The organism is Pseudomonas sp. GM102, assembly GCF_000282555.1.
In the GTDB taxonomy this organism is placed as follows: domain Bacteria; phylum Pseudomonadota; class Gammaproteobacteria; order Pseudomonadales; family Pseudomonadaceae; genus Aquipseudomonas.
This window is the reverse complement of sequence record NZ_AKJB01000012.1, coordinates 57,537-74,387: the sequence shown is the minus strand read 5'-3', so window position 1 is coordinate 74,387 and position 16,851 is coordinate 57,537. Positions and strand designations below refer to the sequence as shown.

Below are 16,851 nucleotides of genomic sequence, written 5' to 3'. Positions count from 1 at the left end.
GCTATGGAAATCAACCCGCATCAACTGGCAGAGCGCATCGCCAGGCTCACGCCCCACAAACGCGAAGCGTTTGCCGCGGCACTGGCTGCACAAGGCATACAACTCAATCGCTTGCCGATTGTCCCATCGCCTGACGAGGGGCCGCGCCCGCTGTCCTGGGCCCAGCAACGCCTGTGGTTTCTCCACCGTCTCGACCCCGACAGCAGCGCCTATAACATGCCGGCTGCATTGCGCTTGCGTGGCGCACTCAACATCGGCGCCTTGCAACACGGCTTCGATCAACTGGTGGCACGGCATGGGATTTTGCGCAGCACGTTTCACGAAGCCGAGGGCAAGGCGCATCAGATCATTCACGAGCAGTTGCCATTGGCGCTGCCGCTGATCGATCTTTCAGATGAGCCCGACAGCGATCGCGAATCACGCCTGCAACACCTGATCGATAGCGAAACCAACCGCACCTTCGACCTGCAACAGGCGCCACTGCGCTGCCTGCTGGTAAAACTCAGCGACGACGAGCATGTGCTGATCCTGACCGCACAACATATCGTCGCTGACGGCTGGTCCCTGGGGATCCTGGTCAAGGAACTGAGCGCGTTCTACAGCGCCGCCCTGGAAGGCATTGAGGCGCAACTGCCCGCGTTGCCGGTCCAATATGCCGACTATGCGTTGTGGCAACAGACCTGCCTGAGTGACAGCACACTGGCTTCGGAACTGAACTATTGGCGCGAACATCTGGCGGGAGAACAACCCTTGCTGGAATTGCCGACCGACCGTCCTCGCCAGAAACATTCAAGCGGTCGTGGCGCCCGCCATTATCTCAGCGTCGACCCGACATTGACCGAAGGTTTGCGACAGCTTGCGAAAGCGCGCGGCACCACGTTGTTCACGGTGCTGTTGAGCGCCTTCAACGTTCTGCTGTATCGCCTTAGCGGCCAGACCGACCTGCGTGTCGGCGTGCCCGTAGCCAACCGCACGCGCGTGGAAACCGAAGGTTTGATCGGCTGCTTCATCAACACCCTGGTCATGCGCTGCGAACTCAACGGCCGGCGCACCTTCAATGAGGTGATGGACGACGTCAACAACGTGCGGCGCAGTGCCCTGGAACATCAGCAACTGCCCTTCGAGCGACTGGTCCAGGCACTCGAACCTGAACGCCATCTTTCCCACTCCCCCTTGTTTCAGGTGATGTTCAACCTGCTCGACGATCACGCGCCGCGTCGACTGCAACTGCCAGGGCTTGAGATCGTGGAAATCGAGCGCCAGCAGATGACCGCGCAACTGGACCTGGTGCTCAACGTGTCGGAGCGCAGCGACCGGCTTGAGGTGTGCTTCACCTACAATGGCGATCTGTTCGAACATGACAGCATCGTCAACCATGGTCGGGCTTACAGCGCCCTTTTGCAGGGCTTGGTACAGGCTCCCGACGGCATGATCGGTCATCTGCCGATACGCGACGCCGAAGCCGAGCAGCGTCTGTTGGCGCAGTGCCAGGCTTCATTGCCGCTTTCGCCACTGCCTGAAATGGTCCATCTGCGACTGGCGGCGCAAGCGTCGAAAACCCCGGACAGCCTGGCGCTGATCCACGATGACCAGAGCTGGACCTACGCCGAACTGCAACGCCGGGCTGACCGTATTGCCCAACATCTGCTGGCGCTCGACCTGCCACCGGAAGCGCGCATCGGGCTGTGCCTGCCCCGCGGGCTGGACATTGTCGCGGCAGTGTTCGGCACATTGAAAGCCGGGCTTGCCTTTGTGCCGCTGGACCCACAATTTCCAGCCGAACGCCTGGCTCACATGATCGACGATGCCGACATTCGCCTGGTGTTGGTCGACGCGTCCACAGCGCCGGTGGTCAAGACTTATCAACGGCCGTGCCTGGACGTCTGCGCACTCCCGCCAATGCCTGGCCTTCAACCCGTCAAGGCGGGCCGGACCGTGCATCGCGAACAACTGGCCTATGTCATCTACACCTCCGGCTCCACGGGCAAGCCCAAGGGTGTCGCGGTCACTCACCGTTCACTGGCCGGTTATACCGAAGTCGCTCGCACCTATTACGGTGTCAGCGCCGAAGATCGGGTGTTGCAGTTCTCCACGTTCAACTTCGATGGTTTCGTCGATCAACTGTTTCCTCCACTGGTGTGCGGCGCCAGCCTGGTCGTGCGCGGCCCCGAGTTATGGGACAGCCGCGAATTCCTCGCCCGACTGTATCGCCATGGCATCACCGTGGCAGCCTGCCTGACCACCGCCTATTGGTACCAACTGACCCAGGATTTCGCCCTGGACCCGGCCAACGCCTACGGTACCCTGCGTCTGGTCAGCGTCGGTGGCGAAGCCATGCCTCCCGAAGGGCTCAACGCCTGGCGCAAGGCCGGGCTGAGTCATGTCCGGCTGCTGAACATCTACGGCCCCACGGAGATCACCGTGGTGTCGAGTATTCAGGACTGCACCGAACTGCTGGCCAGTGAACACTTGCCACTGCAAATGCCGATCGGCGCCCCCTTGCACGGCCGCGCCTATTACCTGCTCGACCGCGATGACAACCTCGCGCCTGCCGGTGTGCCCGGGGAGCTGTGCATTGGCGGCTCATTGTTGTCCCGCGGTTATCACGACGTTCCGGGGCTGACTGCCGAACGTTTCTGCCCCGACCCGTTCGGCCCGCCGGGCAGCCGCCTGTACCGCACCGGTGATCGGGTCCGGCGCTTGCCCAACGGCACCTACGAATACCTCGGCCGGATCGACCAACAGGTCAAGCTGCGGGGCTTTCGTATTGAATTGGGCGAGATCGAATCACGCTTGCAGAGTCATCCAGAGGTACGCCAGGCCTTGGTGATCGTGCGTGAGGACCGGCCTGGCGATCGTCGCCTGGTCGCCTATGTGGTTTACCAGGCAGAACCCTTGGCACTCACCGCCTTGCGCGAACACATTGCCGAACATTTGCCTGACTACATGGTGCCGTCCGCCTTCGTCTCCCTTGAGCAGATACCGCTGACCCCAGGTGGCAAGCTCAACAGAGCGGCGCTGCCGGCCCCCGATTATTCGCTGCAAGCCACACAGGTGCGAGGGCCCGATACCCCGCAGGAGAAGCAGTTGCTAATGCTCTGGCAAGAAGTACTCGGGCTGGAATCCATAGACCTGCACGACAACTTTTTCGCCCTGGGTGGGCACTCGTTGCTGGCCGCTCAACTGGTCACGCGAATTCGCCTGACGCTGAACATCGAACTGCCCCTGCGGGCGCTTTTCGAAGCACCGACCATCGCGCAATTGGCGCTTGCGCTGTCCAGGGCCGAGGCCAGCAACGAGCAACCAATAGGGCCCGCCCCTATCCCGTCTCATGGCCGGCGGTTGCTGTCCCACGCACAACAAGGAATGTGGCTGGTGCAGGCCATGCAACCCGAGAGCGCGGCGTACCACATCCCCAGCGCGGCGCGCTTGCGCGGTCACCTGGAGATCGACGCGTTGCATCAGGCATTCCGGGGGTTGGTGCAGCGCCATGAAGCATTGCGCAGCAGCTTCCACGAACGGGACGCGGAACTCTTCGTTCAAGTGCAGGCAGATATCGATCTGCCGATGCCATTGCATGACCTCAGCGCCCTGCCTGTCGAAGCAGCCGAAAACGCGGCACGACGGTTGTTGATCGACCTGGCGACACGCCCTATCGATCTGCGCCAGGCGCCGTTGCTGCGTTTGCATGTGATCAAGCTGCGGGACAATGAGCACCTGCTGTTGCTGGTGCTGCACCATATCGTTTCCGACGGTTGGTCCATGGGCCTGCTGGTGAGCGAATTGACTCACCTCTATCGCACCGCCCTGAGTGGTGAAACCCCAGCACTGGCGCCATTGTCCATCCAGTACTGCGACTATGCAGCCTGGCAGCAGCGATACCTGGATGAGCCGATGCTTGAGCGTCAGCTTGGCTACTGGAAGCAGGCGCTTGGCGAACCTCAGCCACCGCTGGACCTGCTCAGTGACAGGCCGCGCCCGGCGGCCATGAGCGGACAAGGTGCACGCTGGTCGTTCCAGATTGGCGAGCCCACCACCCAAGCCCTGAAACAGCTTTGCCTGACCAACGGGGCGACCTTGTTCATGGGCTTGCTGGGGGCTTTGCAGGTGTGCCTGTATGCCCAAAGCGGTCGCCAGTATCCGGTGATCGGCACCGACGTAGCCAACCGCAACCGCGCGGAAACCGAAGGGCTTATCGGCTTTTTCATCAATCAGTTGGCCCTGCGCGGCGATCTGACCGGCAACCCGACGTTCAGCGGGTTGATCCAGCGCCTGCGCCCCCAGGTACTGGACGCTTTCAAACATCAGGAGTTGCCTTTCAACAAGCTGGTTGAAGCGCTCAACCCGCCGCGCAGCCTCGCTTACAACCCGTTGTTCCAGGTCAAGCTGGTGCTGCAGAACCAACCGGCAAGCGTACTGCAAATGCCAGGGCTGGAAGTCCTGCCCGAGCGCATCGAGCACGGCCAGTCACAACTGGACCTGCACCTCACCGTGGAAGAAGACCGGGGCGCCCTGGCCTGCACCCTCAAGTACAGCACCGACTTGTTCGACGCGACAACGGCCGAGGCTTTCGCCAGTGCCTTCAGCACGCTGCTGGAGCACGTCGTCACGGACCCGGAGCGACTGATCGACGACCTCGCCCAGGACCTGAAACGGCAAACGCATGAACAACGCATGAAGCATCTGAGCGCACGCAACGAGCAGAGCCTGGCACGGTTGGGCAGCGCACGTCGGCGTACTCGATTTACCACTGACTCTATGGAGGGATAAGACATGAATGGTCCCGCGACACCTACCTTGGGCGGCATGCGCCGCAAGCCGATTCGCCTGGATGAAGACGCACTGGTCACCTTCAAGCCGCTCAATGATGGTCAGAACTACACATTGCTGTGCGAACCCGCCAGCCCCGGTGTCAGCCTGATCGCCTGGGCGCAGCGGCAACGGGAACTGATCGAGCGCAAACTCCTGGAACACGGCGCATTGCTGTTTCGTAATTTCCAGGTCGACAATGCCACGGCCTTCGACCAATGCATCAGCTCGTTGTCGGGCGGTGCGCTGGAGTACAAATTCAGGGCCTCGCCGAGGACGCAGGTCGATCCACGCCTGAACATCTACACCTCCACCGACTACCCGCAAGACCAGCGCATTTTCCCGCACAACGAACACTCTTACTCGCCGGTGTTCCCGTTGAAGATTTTCCTGTGGTGCGACGTCGCCCCGCAGTGGCGTGGTGAAACACCGATCGGCGATACCCGCGCCATTACCCGTGGCATCGATCCGCAGGTACGCGAACGCTTCGCCCGCCTGGGCATCATGTACGTGCGTAACTACGGAGACGGCTTTGGCCTGCCCTGGCAAACCGTGTTTCAGACCGAGGACCGGGCGCAGGTCGAGGCCTACTGCGCCAGTGTCGGCATCCAGACGCAATGGAAAGACAACAATCGCCTGCGCACGCGCCAGGTCGGCCCGGCGTTGGTCCGTCATCCGCGCACCGACGAAATCCTCTGGTTCAACCATGCCACGTTTTTCCACGTCAGCACGCTGCCGGCCAGCGTCGGTGACGCACTGCAGGCTGACTTCGCCGATGCCGACGATCTGCCGCAGAACACTTTTTATGGCGACGGCAGCCCGATCGAGCCCGAGGTGCTGGAGCATCTGCGCGCCGTGTACCTGCAAAACATGATCGAGTTCAGTTGGCAACGCGGCGATGTGTTGTTGCTCGACAACATGCTCTCGGTGCATGCGCGCAACGAATACAACGGCCCCAGACGCATCCTGGTCTCCATGGCCGAAGCACTGAACAGCACAGACGTGGCGCTCAAGCCCTGAACCGCTCGCCCGCTCGACGGGCCTGACTTGCCCCTATTTTTCAAGGCCTCAATCCTATGTCCAGTAATGCCTTAGAGGGCTTTCGCCCCGCCCTGCAACAAAACCTGTACTGGTCGCGCGCCACTGATCGCAGCGCTGTCCTGTTCCTGACCCTGGCCTTGCCTGACGCTATCGACAGCGCACGCCTGCGCTCGGCCCTGGAGCAAGTGCTGGAGCGCCACGAAATTCTGCGCACCCGTCTGGTGGCCGCACCCGGTATGGAATTGCCGGTGCAGGTGATCGCCGAACACATCAACATTGACTGGCGGGAAATCACTGCGCCCCAGCCTTCTGTCGACGATTTGAAATCGACACTGCGCGACGTCTTGAGCCAGGCGACGCCACCGGCCCTGGCCGTTGCCCTGCTACCATCCACCTTGTTGGTCGCACTGCCTGCCGCCAATGCCGACGCCACCACACTGGAACGCCTGCTGTTGGAGTGGCAAACGCTTTATCTGGGCAGTGAGCTGACGGAAGACGCCGTCCAGTTTGCCGACTTCGCCGAGTGGCAGTTCGAATACACCAGCGGCAGCGACAGCGATGCCGGGCGCGCCTTCTGGCAGCGCCAACAGGCGCCGGAACTGCTAACGGTACTGCATCCGTTCCAGCGCGCCACGACCTCTGGCGAACGGCAAATGACCCAGGTCGAACAGACTCTGGACGCGGATTTTCAAGACCGACTCAGCAGCGCCCTCGCCGGCCTTGATACCCCGGCGCAGAATCTGTTCGGCGTATGCTGGGCGGTGCTGCTCAGACGCCATCTGGGTCAGCCTCAGGTGCTGCTCGGCTGGGAACATCAAGGCCGCAACAGCGCCACGTCAACGGCGATGGGCCCCTACGCCAAGCGCCTGCCGCTGCTGCTGACCTTCGACGACAGTCAGTCGCTGGCCGGCCTGCTCGGTGAGTTTTCCTCGTTGTTGACCGAGGCCAACACCTGGCAAGAAGCGTGGCCCGCTCAATCGGTAGAAACGCCGTTCGGTTTTCGCTTGCGCAAACCCGCGCCCTCGGCCTGGACGGTACAGGCACTGGAAGGCGAAGAATGCCCGCATGCACTGCTGCTGGACGTCACCGAACACGCGCAAGGGTTTGATTTTCGCCTGCACTTCGACGCCTCGGCGCTGGACATCGACGCCGCCCGTTTGTTGCTCGATCAGTACCTGACCCTGTGCGTGCAGGCCAGCGCTGCCAGTTCGCAACCGTTGAGCGATGCCAACGGTATCAGTCGTGCTCATCAGGATTGGCTGGCGGCCTTGAACCAGACCGCTACGCAGCTGGCGGCCCCGACGTTGTTGCACCATCTGTTCGAGCAACAGGTCGACGCACAACCTGACGCCATCGCCGTTACCCACGGTGATGTTCACCTGAGTTATCAAACGCTGGAGCGCCAGGCCAACCAGGTGGCGCAGCGACTGCGCCAAGCGGGCTTGACGGCCGGGCAGCCGGTGGGGTTGTTCATCGAGCGTTGCAGTGAAGCCCTCGTCGGCATCCTGGGCATTCTCAAAGCGGGCGGCGCTTACTTGCCACTGGACCCGACGTACCCCGCCGAACGCCTGAGCGACATGCTCGAGCAGACCGCGGCCCCACTGCTGCTGAGCCTGACGCGCCTGCAAACGCGCTTGCCCAGGGGCAACTACGAAACGGTGTGGCTCGACCTGCCGGGTAGCGACAGCGCCTTCGATCAGCGTCCCGAACCCATCAGTGATGCCGACACCTTGGCCTACCTGATTTTCACCTCGGGCTCCACGGGGCGCCCGAAAGGGGTCATGGTGACTCATCGCAATGCCGTGCATTCGACATCGGCGCGCCAGTTGGCCTACGAAGAGCCCCTGGAGTCTTTCCTGCTGGTGTCCGGATTGGCGTTCGACAGTTCGGTGGCCGGTCTTTTCTGGACCCTTGGCCGTGGCGGTCGACTGTGCCTGCCGCAGGACGACCAGGTACAGGATGCATTGGCCTTGGGCCGCTTGATCGCAACCCAGCGCATCAGCCACACCTTGATGTTGCCGTCGCTCTACGCCCAGGTACTGGAGCAGGCAGCCGACCAGTTAGGCAGCCTGCGCTGCGCCATCGTCGCCGGCGAAGCCTGTCCGGCTGCCCTCGCCCGACATCATCGCGAGCAATGCGAGCACGCCCAGCTATACAACGAGTACGGTCCGACCGAAGGCACCGTATGGTGCAGTTACTATCGCGCCCGGGGCGACGAACACGGTGTGCTGCCGATCGGCAAGGCCATCGCCAATATGCAGGTGTTCGTACTCGACGAGCAGATGCGCCCGGTGGCGGCCGGCGTGGCAGGTGAAATCTACCTCAGTGGCGCAGGCATTACCCAGGGCTATCTGGGACGACCTGACCTGACCGCCGAACGCTTCTTGAGCAACCCGCTCGATCCCCAAGGTAGCAGTTGGTATCGCAGCGGCGATATCGGCAGGGTCAATCCCCATGGCGACATCGAGTTCCTCGGGCGTGTCGACGACCAGGTGAAAATTCGCGGCTTCCGGATTGAACTGGGGGAAATCGAAGCCCTCCTGCTGAGCCATCCCGGTATACGGGAAGCCGTCGTCATCGCCCGCCCGAACGAAGTCGGCGATATGGAGCTGGTCGCTTATTTGGTGGCGCGCGAGGTATGCCCTGGCGCCACCGCGTTGCGCGAGTACCTAGGCACGCAATTGCCGGACTACATGCTGCCAAATGCCTATGTGATGCTGTCGGCATTTCCCTTGACCCCTAACGGCAAGCTGGACCGCAAGGCATTACCGGCCCCCGCTCGCAATCGCCAGCTCAGCTACCGGGCGCCACGCAACGAACGCGAGCAATTGCTGGCCGCACTGTGGACGCAAGTGCTGGGGGTGGAGCGTGTCGGCCTGGACGATAACTTTTTCGAACTGGGCGGCCATTCCCTGACCGCGACCCGACTGGTGTCGCGACTGCGCAGCAGCCTGGGGCTGGAAGTGCCGGTACGTGCCCTGTTCCAGCATCCGACGCTGGGCGAATTCATTGACCAGGCGCTGCCAAAGGCCGATGCCTCGACGTTGCCGCCCATCACGGCCCAACACCGCCAGCCTTCAACGGCGATGTCGTACGCCCAGGAACGGCTCTGGCTGTTCGATCGCCTGCACCCGGGAAGTACCACTTACAACGTGCCCGAATCGGTGCGCCTGCACGGCGACCTGGACGTGTTGGCGCTGGAGCGCAGTTTTGCGCTACTGCTGCAACGCCATGATGCTCTGCGCACCACTTTCACACTGGAAAACAATCAACCGGTGCAGCGCATCAGCGTAGCGCAGGGTTTCACGCTGCCATTGATTGACCTGAGTCATCTGGACGAAAGTGATCGGCATCAACACCTGCACTCCGAACTCCGGGCCCAGGCCGCCCACCCGTTCGATCTGGCGCAGGGGCCTTTGATCCGAGCAGGCCTGGTTCGGCTGTCTGCCCAGGAGCATGTACTTTGGCTGACCTTGCACCACATCGTCTTCGATGGCTGGTCGATGCGTGTGTTCACCCGTGAATTGACCCAGCTCTACACCGCATTGAGCAAAGGGCAGCCTTCGCCCTTGATCGGGCAAACCTTGCAGTACGCGGACTTCGCCCAATGGCAACGCCGTGAACTCAATCACGACGTGCTCAAGCCGCAACTGGATTTCTGGCTGCAACACCTGGGCACCGACCGAACGCTCTTGCAACTGCCTTGCATGTTGCTGCGTCCGGCGCTGCCCAGTCATCGGGGTGCCGAATACACCTTCGAACTGGGCCTGGAGATCACGCAAGCGCTGCACGCCTACAGCCGGGAACAGGGCGCGACCCTGTTCATGACGCTGCTGGCCGTGTTCAACGTGCTGCTGGCCGGCCATAGCACGCAGCAGGCCATACGGATCGGCATTCCTATCGCCAATCGCCATCACCAGGAGCTGGAGGGCTTGATCGGTTTCTTCGTCAATACCCTGGCCTTGCGTACGGACCTGGCGGGCAACCCGGGATTCGACAACGTACTCAAACAGGTCCGGGACAACCTGCTGACGGCTCACGCCAATCAGGACCTACCGTTCGAACAACTGCTGCAAGCACTGCCCAGCGCTCAACAACACAGTGCGCCGTTGGTCCAGGTAATGTTCGATCTGCATCGCGAGCGCATTCTCACCTCCTCCGAGTTTGGCGATTTGAGGATCGAGCCGGTCAAGGAAGACAATGGCAAGCGCAGTACCCTCTTTGACCTGATGCTGGACATCAGCGAGCGTGAGCAAGGGCTGATCGCGACGTTCACCTACAGCACCGATCTGTTCGAGCACGACAGCATCGTGGCATTGAGCGAAGATTTCCGCGTCTTGATCGATACCGTCCTGGGCCAGACATCGCCGTCCTTCGAAACGCTGTTGCAGCAGCTCAAACCGATGAAACGGCCACAGGTCGAGCCTCTAGCGGACGCCCGAACGCAGGTTTTCGACGCCTTGCAGGAGGTGCTTGAACACACCGATCTGGACGAGCAGGCGAACTTCTTCGAAGCCGGTGGCAGCTCGCTCAAGGCAGTGTTGTTGTGCGCTCGGCTACAGGAACAGTGGGGCACGAAAATCCCCGCTCACCTGGTGTTCCTGAACCCGATACTGGCTGATCTGGCCAATGTCTTGAGCCGTTACGCCAAAGCGGTGGCTGGCTGAATAACAGGCCCCGGGGAATGCCCCGGGGCCTGCCAACTTGCGCACGGCCTCAAGCCCTGAACAAGCGCCCCAACCCGCGCAGCCACGAACCACGCCAGCACAGCAGCAGCGTCACGACCATGCCGCAGGGCACCAGCGCCAAAAACCAGAAGACCGTGCCCATAGCGACACCCAGAACGGCCTGGCTCAACACCAACCCCAGGGTCAACGCCAGTAGCGCGGCCCAGCGCAACGCTCGGGGTCCGGGGAATGGTTCACCCGCCATGACTTTGCGCCAATGAACGATCTGACTCAGCGCCAGCGTGCTGAGCCCCACACCCTGCAACATCAACACCATCAGGCTCGACAATCCATCAGCCATTCTTCACCTCACCGAGCGCAACCACTGCGCCAGCGCGACTGCGAAAACGCCAGCCAATGCTTGCCGCGAGCAGCGCAACCGCTAACAGCGCCAGGTCCACCCCCGCCACTGCCGTGAAGCCCTGCTTGATGGCTTGCCATGGATGATCGCCGGTGCTCCAGGCATTGGAGATCACCGCCAGCACTGCCAACACACTGATCGCCAGACAGTGCATAGCCCACGGCGCGCGCCGTTGCGGCGAGCGCCAGACAGCCTGCGCGGCATGCGCGGTCGCCAACAGCCAGGCTCCGTAGAACACCTGAACTTCCCAATCGGCTCGCGCACTCAGTTCGACCGGCAGCCAGCGATTGGCGACGAGCATGGCCAAGGTGGCCAGCGGCATCCCGGTGATCAGTGCGCAGGTAAACAGCGTCATCGACGCCACGCCCCACCGCCCATTGGCGCTCTGCAGGCGGCGCTTCTCCAGCCAGTACAGCAGACCGCTGCCCAGCATCACGCAACCACTCAAACCGGCGAGAAAATACAAGGCGCGCAACCATGGCTGCTGAAAGTGTGTGACATGCAAACCCGCCAGAAACTTGAAGGTCCCGGCGGCGGCAGGCAATCGAGATTCGTGCAGCAGGCTGGCGCTGGCACCGTCGAAATACAAGGTCTGCTCATCCTTGCTTAGACGGTCACCGGCAGAGCGACTGATCTCAACGTAGGCATTGGCGTCCCCCGGGTGCCAGACCCTGACGAACGTAGGCTCACCGTTACCCCAGTGCAATCGGGCTTGCGCCATCATCTGATCGAGCGACGCCAGAAGCCCCGGTGTGCCTGAAGCTTCCCGGCGATACGCCGCGCTGGCTTCGGCACCAAACTGATCGGCCTGCTGCTGATACACCGCCAGGACGCTGGCAGGCAAATACAGCGGGAACAGAATCAGCAAGCCGGTCAGCATGATGACGAAATGAAAAGGCAGGGCGAAAACCCCCGTGAGGTTGTGAAGGTCCAGTAAGCGCCTTGGCGATTTGTCGACGCGCAAGGTAAACAGATCCTGGAACAGCCGGGCATGGATGCAAACGCCGACAATCAACGCCATCAACCCCAACATGGCCGCCAGACCGAGCAAGCGGGCACCGGCGCTCCAGGTGGTTATGTTCAAGGTGTAATGCAGTCGATAGAAAAAATCACCGCCGCGACTGCCGGCTTCAGGCAAGACCTGATCACCCGTCGGCGCGAGAAATCGACTGTAGCCACCGCCCTCAAGGGTCCAGGCTTGAAAACGCAACAGCGGTCGACGCGCATCGGGCAATTCGACGTACCACTGCATGAGCGGTTTGCCCTCGCTCAAGCTCGCGACATGAGGAACCACGCGCCGGTCCAGGGAGATCGGCCCATCGACAGGAGCCAGGCGGGTTTGCGGCAGCATCCAGCTATCCAGCTCACGGTCATACACCGCCAGGCTGCCCATGAAAAAGGCAATCAGTAACAGTCCTGAAAAACCGACACCGATGAACCGGTGCAGCCACAGCATGGACTGACGAGCACTGTCGAACATCAGGTTCCTCCCGCCAGATAATGAACCATCCCGAGCAACAGCATCGATGCGCCAGCCACCAGCACGCCATTGCGCCTTGCGCGTCGGGCGCAGAATAACCAGAGCACCAATAACGGGTAGATCACAAAACCCGCCATCGTGCTGATCAGCACCGCTTCACTTCGCTGCAGGCCCAGCTGCAACAGACTCAGCCCCGACAGGGTCGTCAGTGCCCAGATGAACAGATAGCCGATCAACAACGCCAGCACCAGCCACACCGCTCGCTGTCGATCCAGCGGCTTTTTGTTCTGTTTTACAGATCGATGCCTCACCCACCCTCCTTGACCACTCATGTAGCTGCCCGATAACGACAAAAGCCCGGCATACCGAAGTATGCCGAGCTTGTTTCAGGCCGTCCCGATCAGAACTTGGCGCGCAATGTCATGGACACAGCCCGAGGGTCACCGTAGATGTTCCCGTCTTGGAAGGTGTTGATACGCTGGAAATACTTCTTGTCGGCCAGGTTGGTACCCAGCAGGTCAGCCGACAGGTTCGGCGTGATCTGATACCCGATACCGGCATCGTACAAGGCATAACCACCCTGACGCAGTTTGGTGCCGTTCATGTCGAGCGAAGGCACATCCAGTTTGTTGAAGGTTTCGCTGACGACACTGACGCCGCCCTGCACGCTCCATTTTTCCAGCTCGCCTGGCAACTTGTAGAGCGTCCAGACGCGCAACATGTTTTTCGGCAGGTAAGTCTGCAGCTGTTCGTTGGGGCTGTCATAGCGTTTGTAGGTGTGGGTGAAGTTGGCGGTCAGGAACCAGTCCGGCGTCAACTGCCCACTCAATTCAGCTTCGAAACCACGGGTTCTGGCCTTGCCGCTGGCGACCATGGCCCGGGAGTTCGGGTCGTTCATGTCCGGAACCGCACGGTTCTCTTCTTCGATCTGGAACGCCGCCAGCGACGCGTTCAAAGCACCGTCGAGGAATTCACCCTTGATGCCCAGCTCGTACTGCTCGCCTTCACGCGGCTTGATGATGTTGTTGTTGATGTCCAGGTTGCTGATGGGCTGCGGCTGGAACACCCCGGCGTAGTTGCCGTACAGCGAGTAGGTGTCGTTGAGTTCATAGATCAAGCCATAAAACGGCGTGAACTTTTGCGAAACGCTATCACCGACCTTTTCCGACGGCGAACCTGCAGTGGGTTGATGCTGGCTGCGGTGCATATCGAGCCAGGTCACCCGCCCGCCAAGCACCAGCGTCAATGGGTCCGCAAGGCTCAGGCGCAGGTTGCCATAGACCGCTTTGGAGCGGGTGTTGGCCACGCTGGTCGGCAGTTTGTCCGAATCAGGGAACGCGGGAAATGGGAAATCCACCTGCGGATCGTTGAGGTCGACATCGCCCAGGAAGTCGGAGAAGTAACCACCGTTCGAAGCAAACTCTGAGCGCGAATAGTTGGCGCCTACCAACAGTTTGTGCTCACGACCGAGGAAGTTGAACGGCCCGTCGAGGTACAGGTCCGCCTCGTCCTGCTTTTCCCGGTAATCGAACATGATCGAGTTCATCGACACCAGATTGTCGGCAGGGTCGATCCCTCCACCATTGCGCGCATAAGCCTGGGTCAGGTCATAGTTGTTGTCGGCGTGACGCAAGGCCAGTTTGGTTTTCCAGCCGTCACCCAACTGGTGCTCGACTTCGGTGAACACCGCAGTGCTCCAGAAGTAATCGCGGTTCCAGTCTGCGCCGTAGAAATTCTTGCGCGACGCGTCCGGCAGCGACATGGCGGCTTCACCGGCAGCATTGGTGTAGCGATAGGCCGGCAGGGAGCGCTGGGCGCCTTGGATATCGGTATTCTGGTTGCTTGCACCGATGGTCCAGACGGTGTCTGGCGTCAGGTCAATGTCGACGACGCCATAGATCTGGTTCGACTCGCGTTTACCGCCACCGTCGTAGTAGAAACCTTGCTTGCGATCGCTGAGCACAACGCGTCCACGCACGTTGCCGCTGTCGGTCAACGGGCCGGTGACGTCGACCATGCCCCGATAGTCGTCCCAAGAGCCGGCACTGATTTCAGCCGATACCGCCGCCTCGGCCAATGGGCGTTTGCGCACCAGATTGATACTGCCGCCGGGGCCGCCGGCGCCTGTCAGGCTGCCGGACGGTCCCTTGAGCACTTCGACGCGGTCATACATCGTCAGATCAGGTGAAAGGAAAATCCGGTTGTCCATGGTGGTCGGCGTGCCGTCCAGCTGCAACGAGGTGATCTCGAAGCCTCGGGAGAAAAAGCTCAAGCGGCTGGCGTCGATACGCTGCACGGTGACACCGCCGACCTTGCCCAGGGCATCCTCGAGGGTATACAGGTTCTGCTTCTGGATACGTTCCTGGCCGATCACGTTGATGGTCTGCGGCACTTCGCGAAGACGCAACGGTACCTTGGTCCCCACCGACACGGTGGGCGCCTCGGTCTGCATACCCACAATCGACTGCTCGGGCAGCGTCATGGTGCTCGTTGTTTCGGTTGACGCCTGCCCGGCTTCTTTCTCTTCTGCCCATGCCGACGGCGTCAGCAACATGCCCCCGCTCACTATTGGCACCAACAGCAGATTCCCCATCTTGGCCGTTGGCCGACCTTTACCCCGTTGTTGCATGCCGCTCGCTCCTAAGTGTGGCCCCTGCTGGGGCCATCATTTTTTTGATTGTTGTGGTGCAAAAACCACTGCTCGCCAAGAAACACTGCAGAGAAACCCGTTCAAACAGGAACGCAATGCTCCTGCGCAGAAAGCTGTCCGACATCTGCCCCGGCATGATCGAACGGATACAGCTGACCGCCATCGCATTTGAGGACCCGATCGGCGATGGAGAAGTAACGATCGTCATGACTGATCGCGATAATGGTTTTCCCCTGAGCCTTCAGCTCAGGCAGCAGCTCTTGATAGAAAAAACCACGGAAGCCGGGATCCTGGTCAGCGGCCCACTCATCAAGCAAAAGGATCGGCCGCTCCTCCACCAACGCCACCAGCAGCGCCAGTCGCTTGCGCTGCCCTTGGGACAAGCGAGTGGTGGAAAGGCCACCTTGCTCGTCAATCGTGACCTTGCGTTCCATGCGCAAACGCTCAAGCCATGCCTGGGCCAGGTTCATGTCGAAGTCACCGTTTGGACCGACCAGGCGTTCGAACAGATAGAAGCTGGAGAACACCGTGGAGAAATGTGCGCGATACCAGTCCCGCAACTCAGGGGTGATTTCCACGCCTTGGAGCCGCAGGGTGCCGGTGCTGGGCTCATACAGCCCGGTCAACAATTTGGCCAGGGTCGACTTGCCGCTGCCATTGCCCCCGACGATGAACAGGATCTCGCCCTTCGCGACACTCAGGTCCACGGGTCCCAGACGGAATCCGTACTCGTCGCCAGCCTGGGGGTAGTCATAGCCTAGCCCCTGCAGTTCGAGCATCGGCTGCCGGACATCCGGCTGACCGGTCCGGGTCGAGAACTCGGTACGGTAATCGGCAAAGGCCAGGGTCTCGATCTTGGCCAGCGAGACATTGCCCGCCACCAGGGTCGGCAGGCTGCCGATCAGGTCATTCAGTGGCATGCGCAAAAACATCAGCACCAGGACAAACGCGGCGATGATGCCATTGCTCAGACCTAGCCAGGCTCCGGCAGCAAATAATCCACCGGCCAGTGCAAGGATCAGGGTCACCGTCCAGTTCAGGCTCAAGGTCCAGTAACGATCGGCGTGCACTTCATTGCGCCGTGCATATTCCGCGGCAGGCTGCAGATCCAGTGCATAGAAACGCTCCTTGCGCCGGGCATTGAGTGCCAGTTCGAAGCGCCCCTCGATCGCGCCCTGATAGGCGGCGTACAAGCGGTCGTCGGTTTCCCGTACGCGCTTCATCAACTGGCGCATCTTGGTGAACCAGCCATGGGCCAACCAGGTTCCCAGGCTCAAGCCGACGACGCAAATCAGCAACAGCTGCCAGGACAGCCAGGCCATGTACAGGCAGCCGCCGAGCATCAGGACGGTGTTGTAGAACACGAACGGCAGGCGGTTGAAGGCCTGCCCGATACTTTCGATGTCCTTGCTCAAGGTCGCATACAGACTGGCTTCGCCGATTTTCTCCAGTTGTTCGATGGAGGTGTCCAGCAAGCGCTTGACCATTTGCAAGCGCAACTCGTAAACCACTCGATGGCCCAGCGCGGTCAACAAGGCCTGAGAACCGAAACCGCAGGCAAACAGCAGCACCAGCAAGCCAAGAAACTTCGCGGCCAGCAGCGTATTCATGATGGCGGCGCCTGAAATCAGGCGATTGATCTCATTGAGCAGTCCAATGCCGGCAGCGGCGCTGACCAGGCTGGCCAGCAGGCCCAGACTCAACAACGTACGGTGACGCTTGAGCAGAGATAAGAACAGGGTCATGCAAATTCCTCGCAGGCTGCACACGCGTGCGGCGGATC

General features: G+C 61.1%; 8 protein-coding genes. 3 read left to right on the top strand and 5 right to left on the bottom strand.

The features are described from left to right. Window positions 1-3: 3 nt before the first annotated feature. Genes PMI18_RS26175 through PMI18_RS26185 form a run of 3 tightly spaced genes read left to right on the top strand, consistent with a single transcriptional unit; the run spans window position 4 to window position 10,517 of the window. Window positions 4-4,770 (top strand): non-ribosomal peptide synthetase, encoded by a 4,767-nt coding sequence (locus PMI18_RS26175; protein ID WP_007895667.1) that lies wholly within the window; start codon window positions 4-6, stop codon window positions 4,768-4,770. A gap of 3 nt (window positions 4,771-4,773) precedes the next feature. Next, window positions 4,774-5,829, top strand: a complete 1,056-nt coding sequence (locus tag PMI18_RS26180) for a TauD/TfdA family dioxygenase (protein WP_007895666.1) — start codon at window positions 4,774-4,776, stop codon at window positions 5,827-5,829. 56 nt (window positions 5,830-5,885) lie between these two features. Next, on the top strand, window positions 5,886-10,517 hold the full coding sequence (locus PMI18_RS26185) for a non-ribosomal peptide synthetase (RefSeq protein ID WP_007895664.1): 4,632 nt from the start codon (window positions 5,886-5,888) through the stop codon (window positions 10,515-10,517). A gap of 49 nt (window positions 10,518-10,566) precedes the next feature. On the opposite strand, the gene PMI18_RS26190 is transcribed toward PMI18_RS26185, so the two are convergent. The 5 genes from PMI18_RS26190 to PMI18_RS26210 all read right to left on the bottom strand — a co-directional run bounded on the left by PMI18_RS26190 (window position 10,567) and on the right by PMI18_RS26210 (window position 16,813). Next, window positions 10,567-10,878 (bottom strand): DUF3325 family protein, encoded by a 312-nt coding sequence (locus PMI18_RS26190; RefSeq protein ID WP_007895663.1) that lies wholly within the window; start codon window positions 10,876-10,878, stop codon window positions 10,567-10,569. After that, window positions 10,871-12,418: a PepSY-associated TM helix domain-containing protein gene (locus PMI18_RS26195; protein WP_007895651.1), complete on the bottom strand. Its 1,548-nt coding sequence runs from the start codon at window positions 12,416-12,418 to the stop codon at window positions 10,871-10,873. The genes PMI18_RS26190 and PMI18_RS26195 overlap by 8 nt, the downstream gene beginning before the upstream one ends. Further along, a complete protein-coding gene (locus PMI18_RS26200; protein WP_007895648.1) occupies window positions 12,418-12,729 on the bottom strand; it encodes a hypothetical protein in 312 nt (103 codons plus the stop codon). Before PMI18_RS26200 ends, PMI18_RS26195 begins: the two co-directional genes overlap by 1 nt. A gap of 89 nt (window positions 12,730-12,818) precedes the next feature. Beyond that, window positions 12,819-15,047 carry a TonB-dependent siderophore receptor gene (locus PMI18_RS26205; protein ID WP_007895645.1) on the bottom strand — a complete coding sequence of 743 codons (2,229 nt, stop codon included), beginning with the start codon at window positions 15,045-15,047 and terminating at the stop codon, window positions 12,819-12,821. Between the two features lie 101 nt (window positions 15,048-15,148). After that, window positions 15,149-16,813, bottom strand: coding sequence for a cyclic peptide export ABC transporter (locus PMI18_RS26210; RefSeq protein ID WP_007895642.1), 1,665 nt, complete (start codon window positions 16,811-16,813; stop codon window positions 15,149-15,151). Between the last annotated feature and the right edge of the window lie 38 nt (window positions 16,814-16,851).

Excerpts from the sequence above, each read along its gene's own strand:
- PMI18_RS26175 (WP_007895667.1), top strand. The coding sequence starts at position 4 with ATGGAAATCAACCCGCATCAACTGGCAGAGCGCATCGCCAGGCTCACG.
- PMI18_RS26180 (WP_007895666.1), top strand. The coding sequence starts at position 4,774 with ATGAATGGTCCCGCGACACCTACCTTGGGCGGCATGCGCCGCAAGCCG.
- PMI18_RS26185 (WP_007895664.1), top strand. The coding sequence starts at position 5,886 with ATGTCCAGTAATGCCTTAGAGGGCTTTCGCCCCGCCCTGCAACAAAAC.
- PMI18_RS26190 (WP_007895663.1), bottom strand. The coding sequence starts at position 10,878 with ATGGCTGATGGATTGTCGAGCCTGATGGTGTTGATGTTGCAGGGTGTG.
- PMI18_RS26195 (WP_007895651.1), bottom strand. The coding sequence starts at position 12,418 with ATGTTCGACAGTGCTCGTCAGTCCATGCTGTGGCTGCACCGGTTCATC.
- PMI18_RS26205 (WP_007895645.1), bottom strand. The coding sequence starts at position 15,047 with ATGCAACAACGGGGTAAAGGTCGGCCAACGGCCAAGATGGGGAATCTG.
- PMI18_RS26210 (WP_007895642.1), bottom strand. The coding sequence starts at position 16,813 with ATGACCCTGTTCTTATCTCTGCTCAAGCGTCACCGTACGTTGTTGAGT.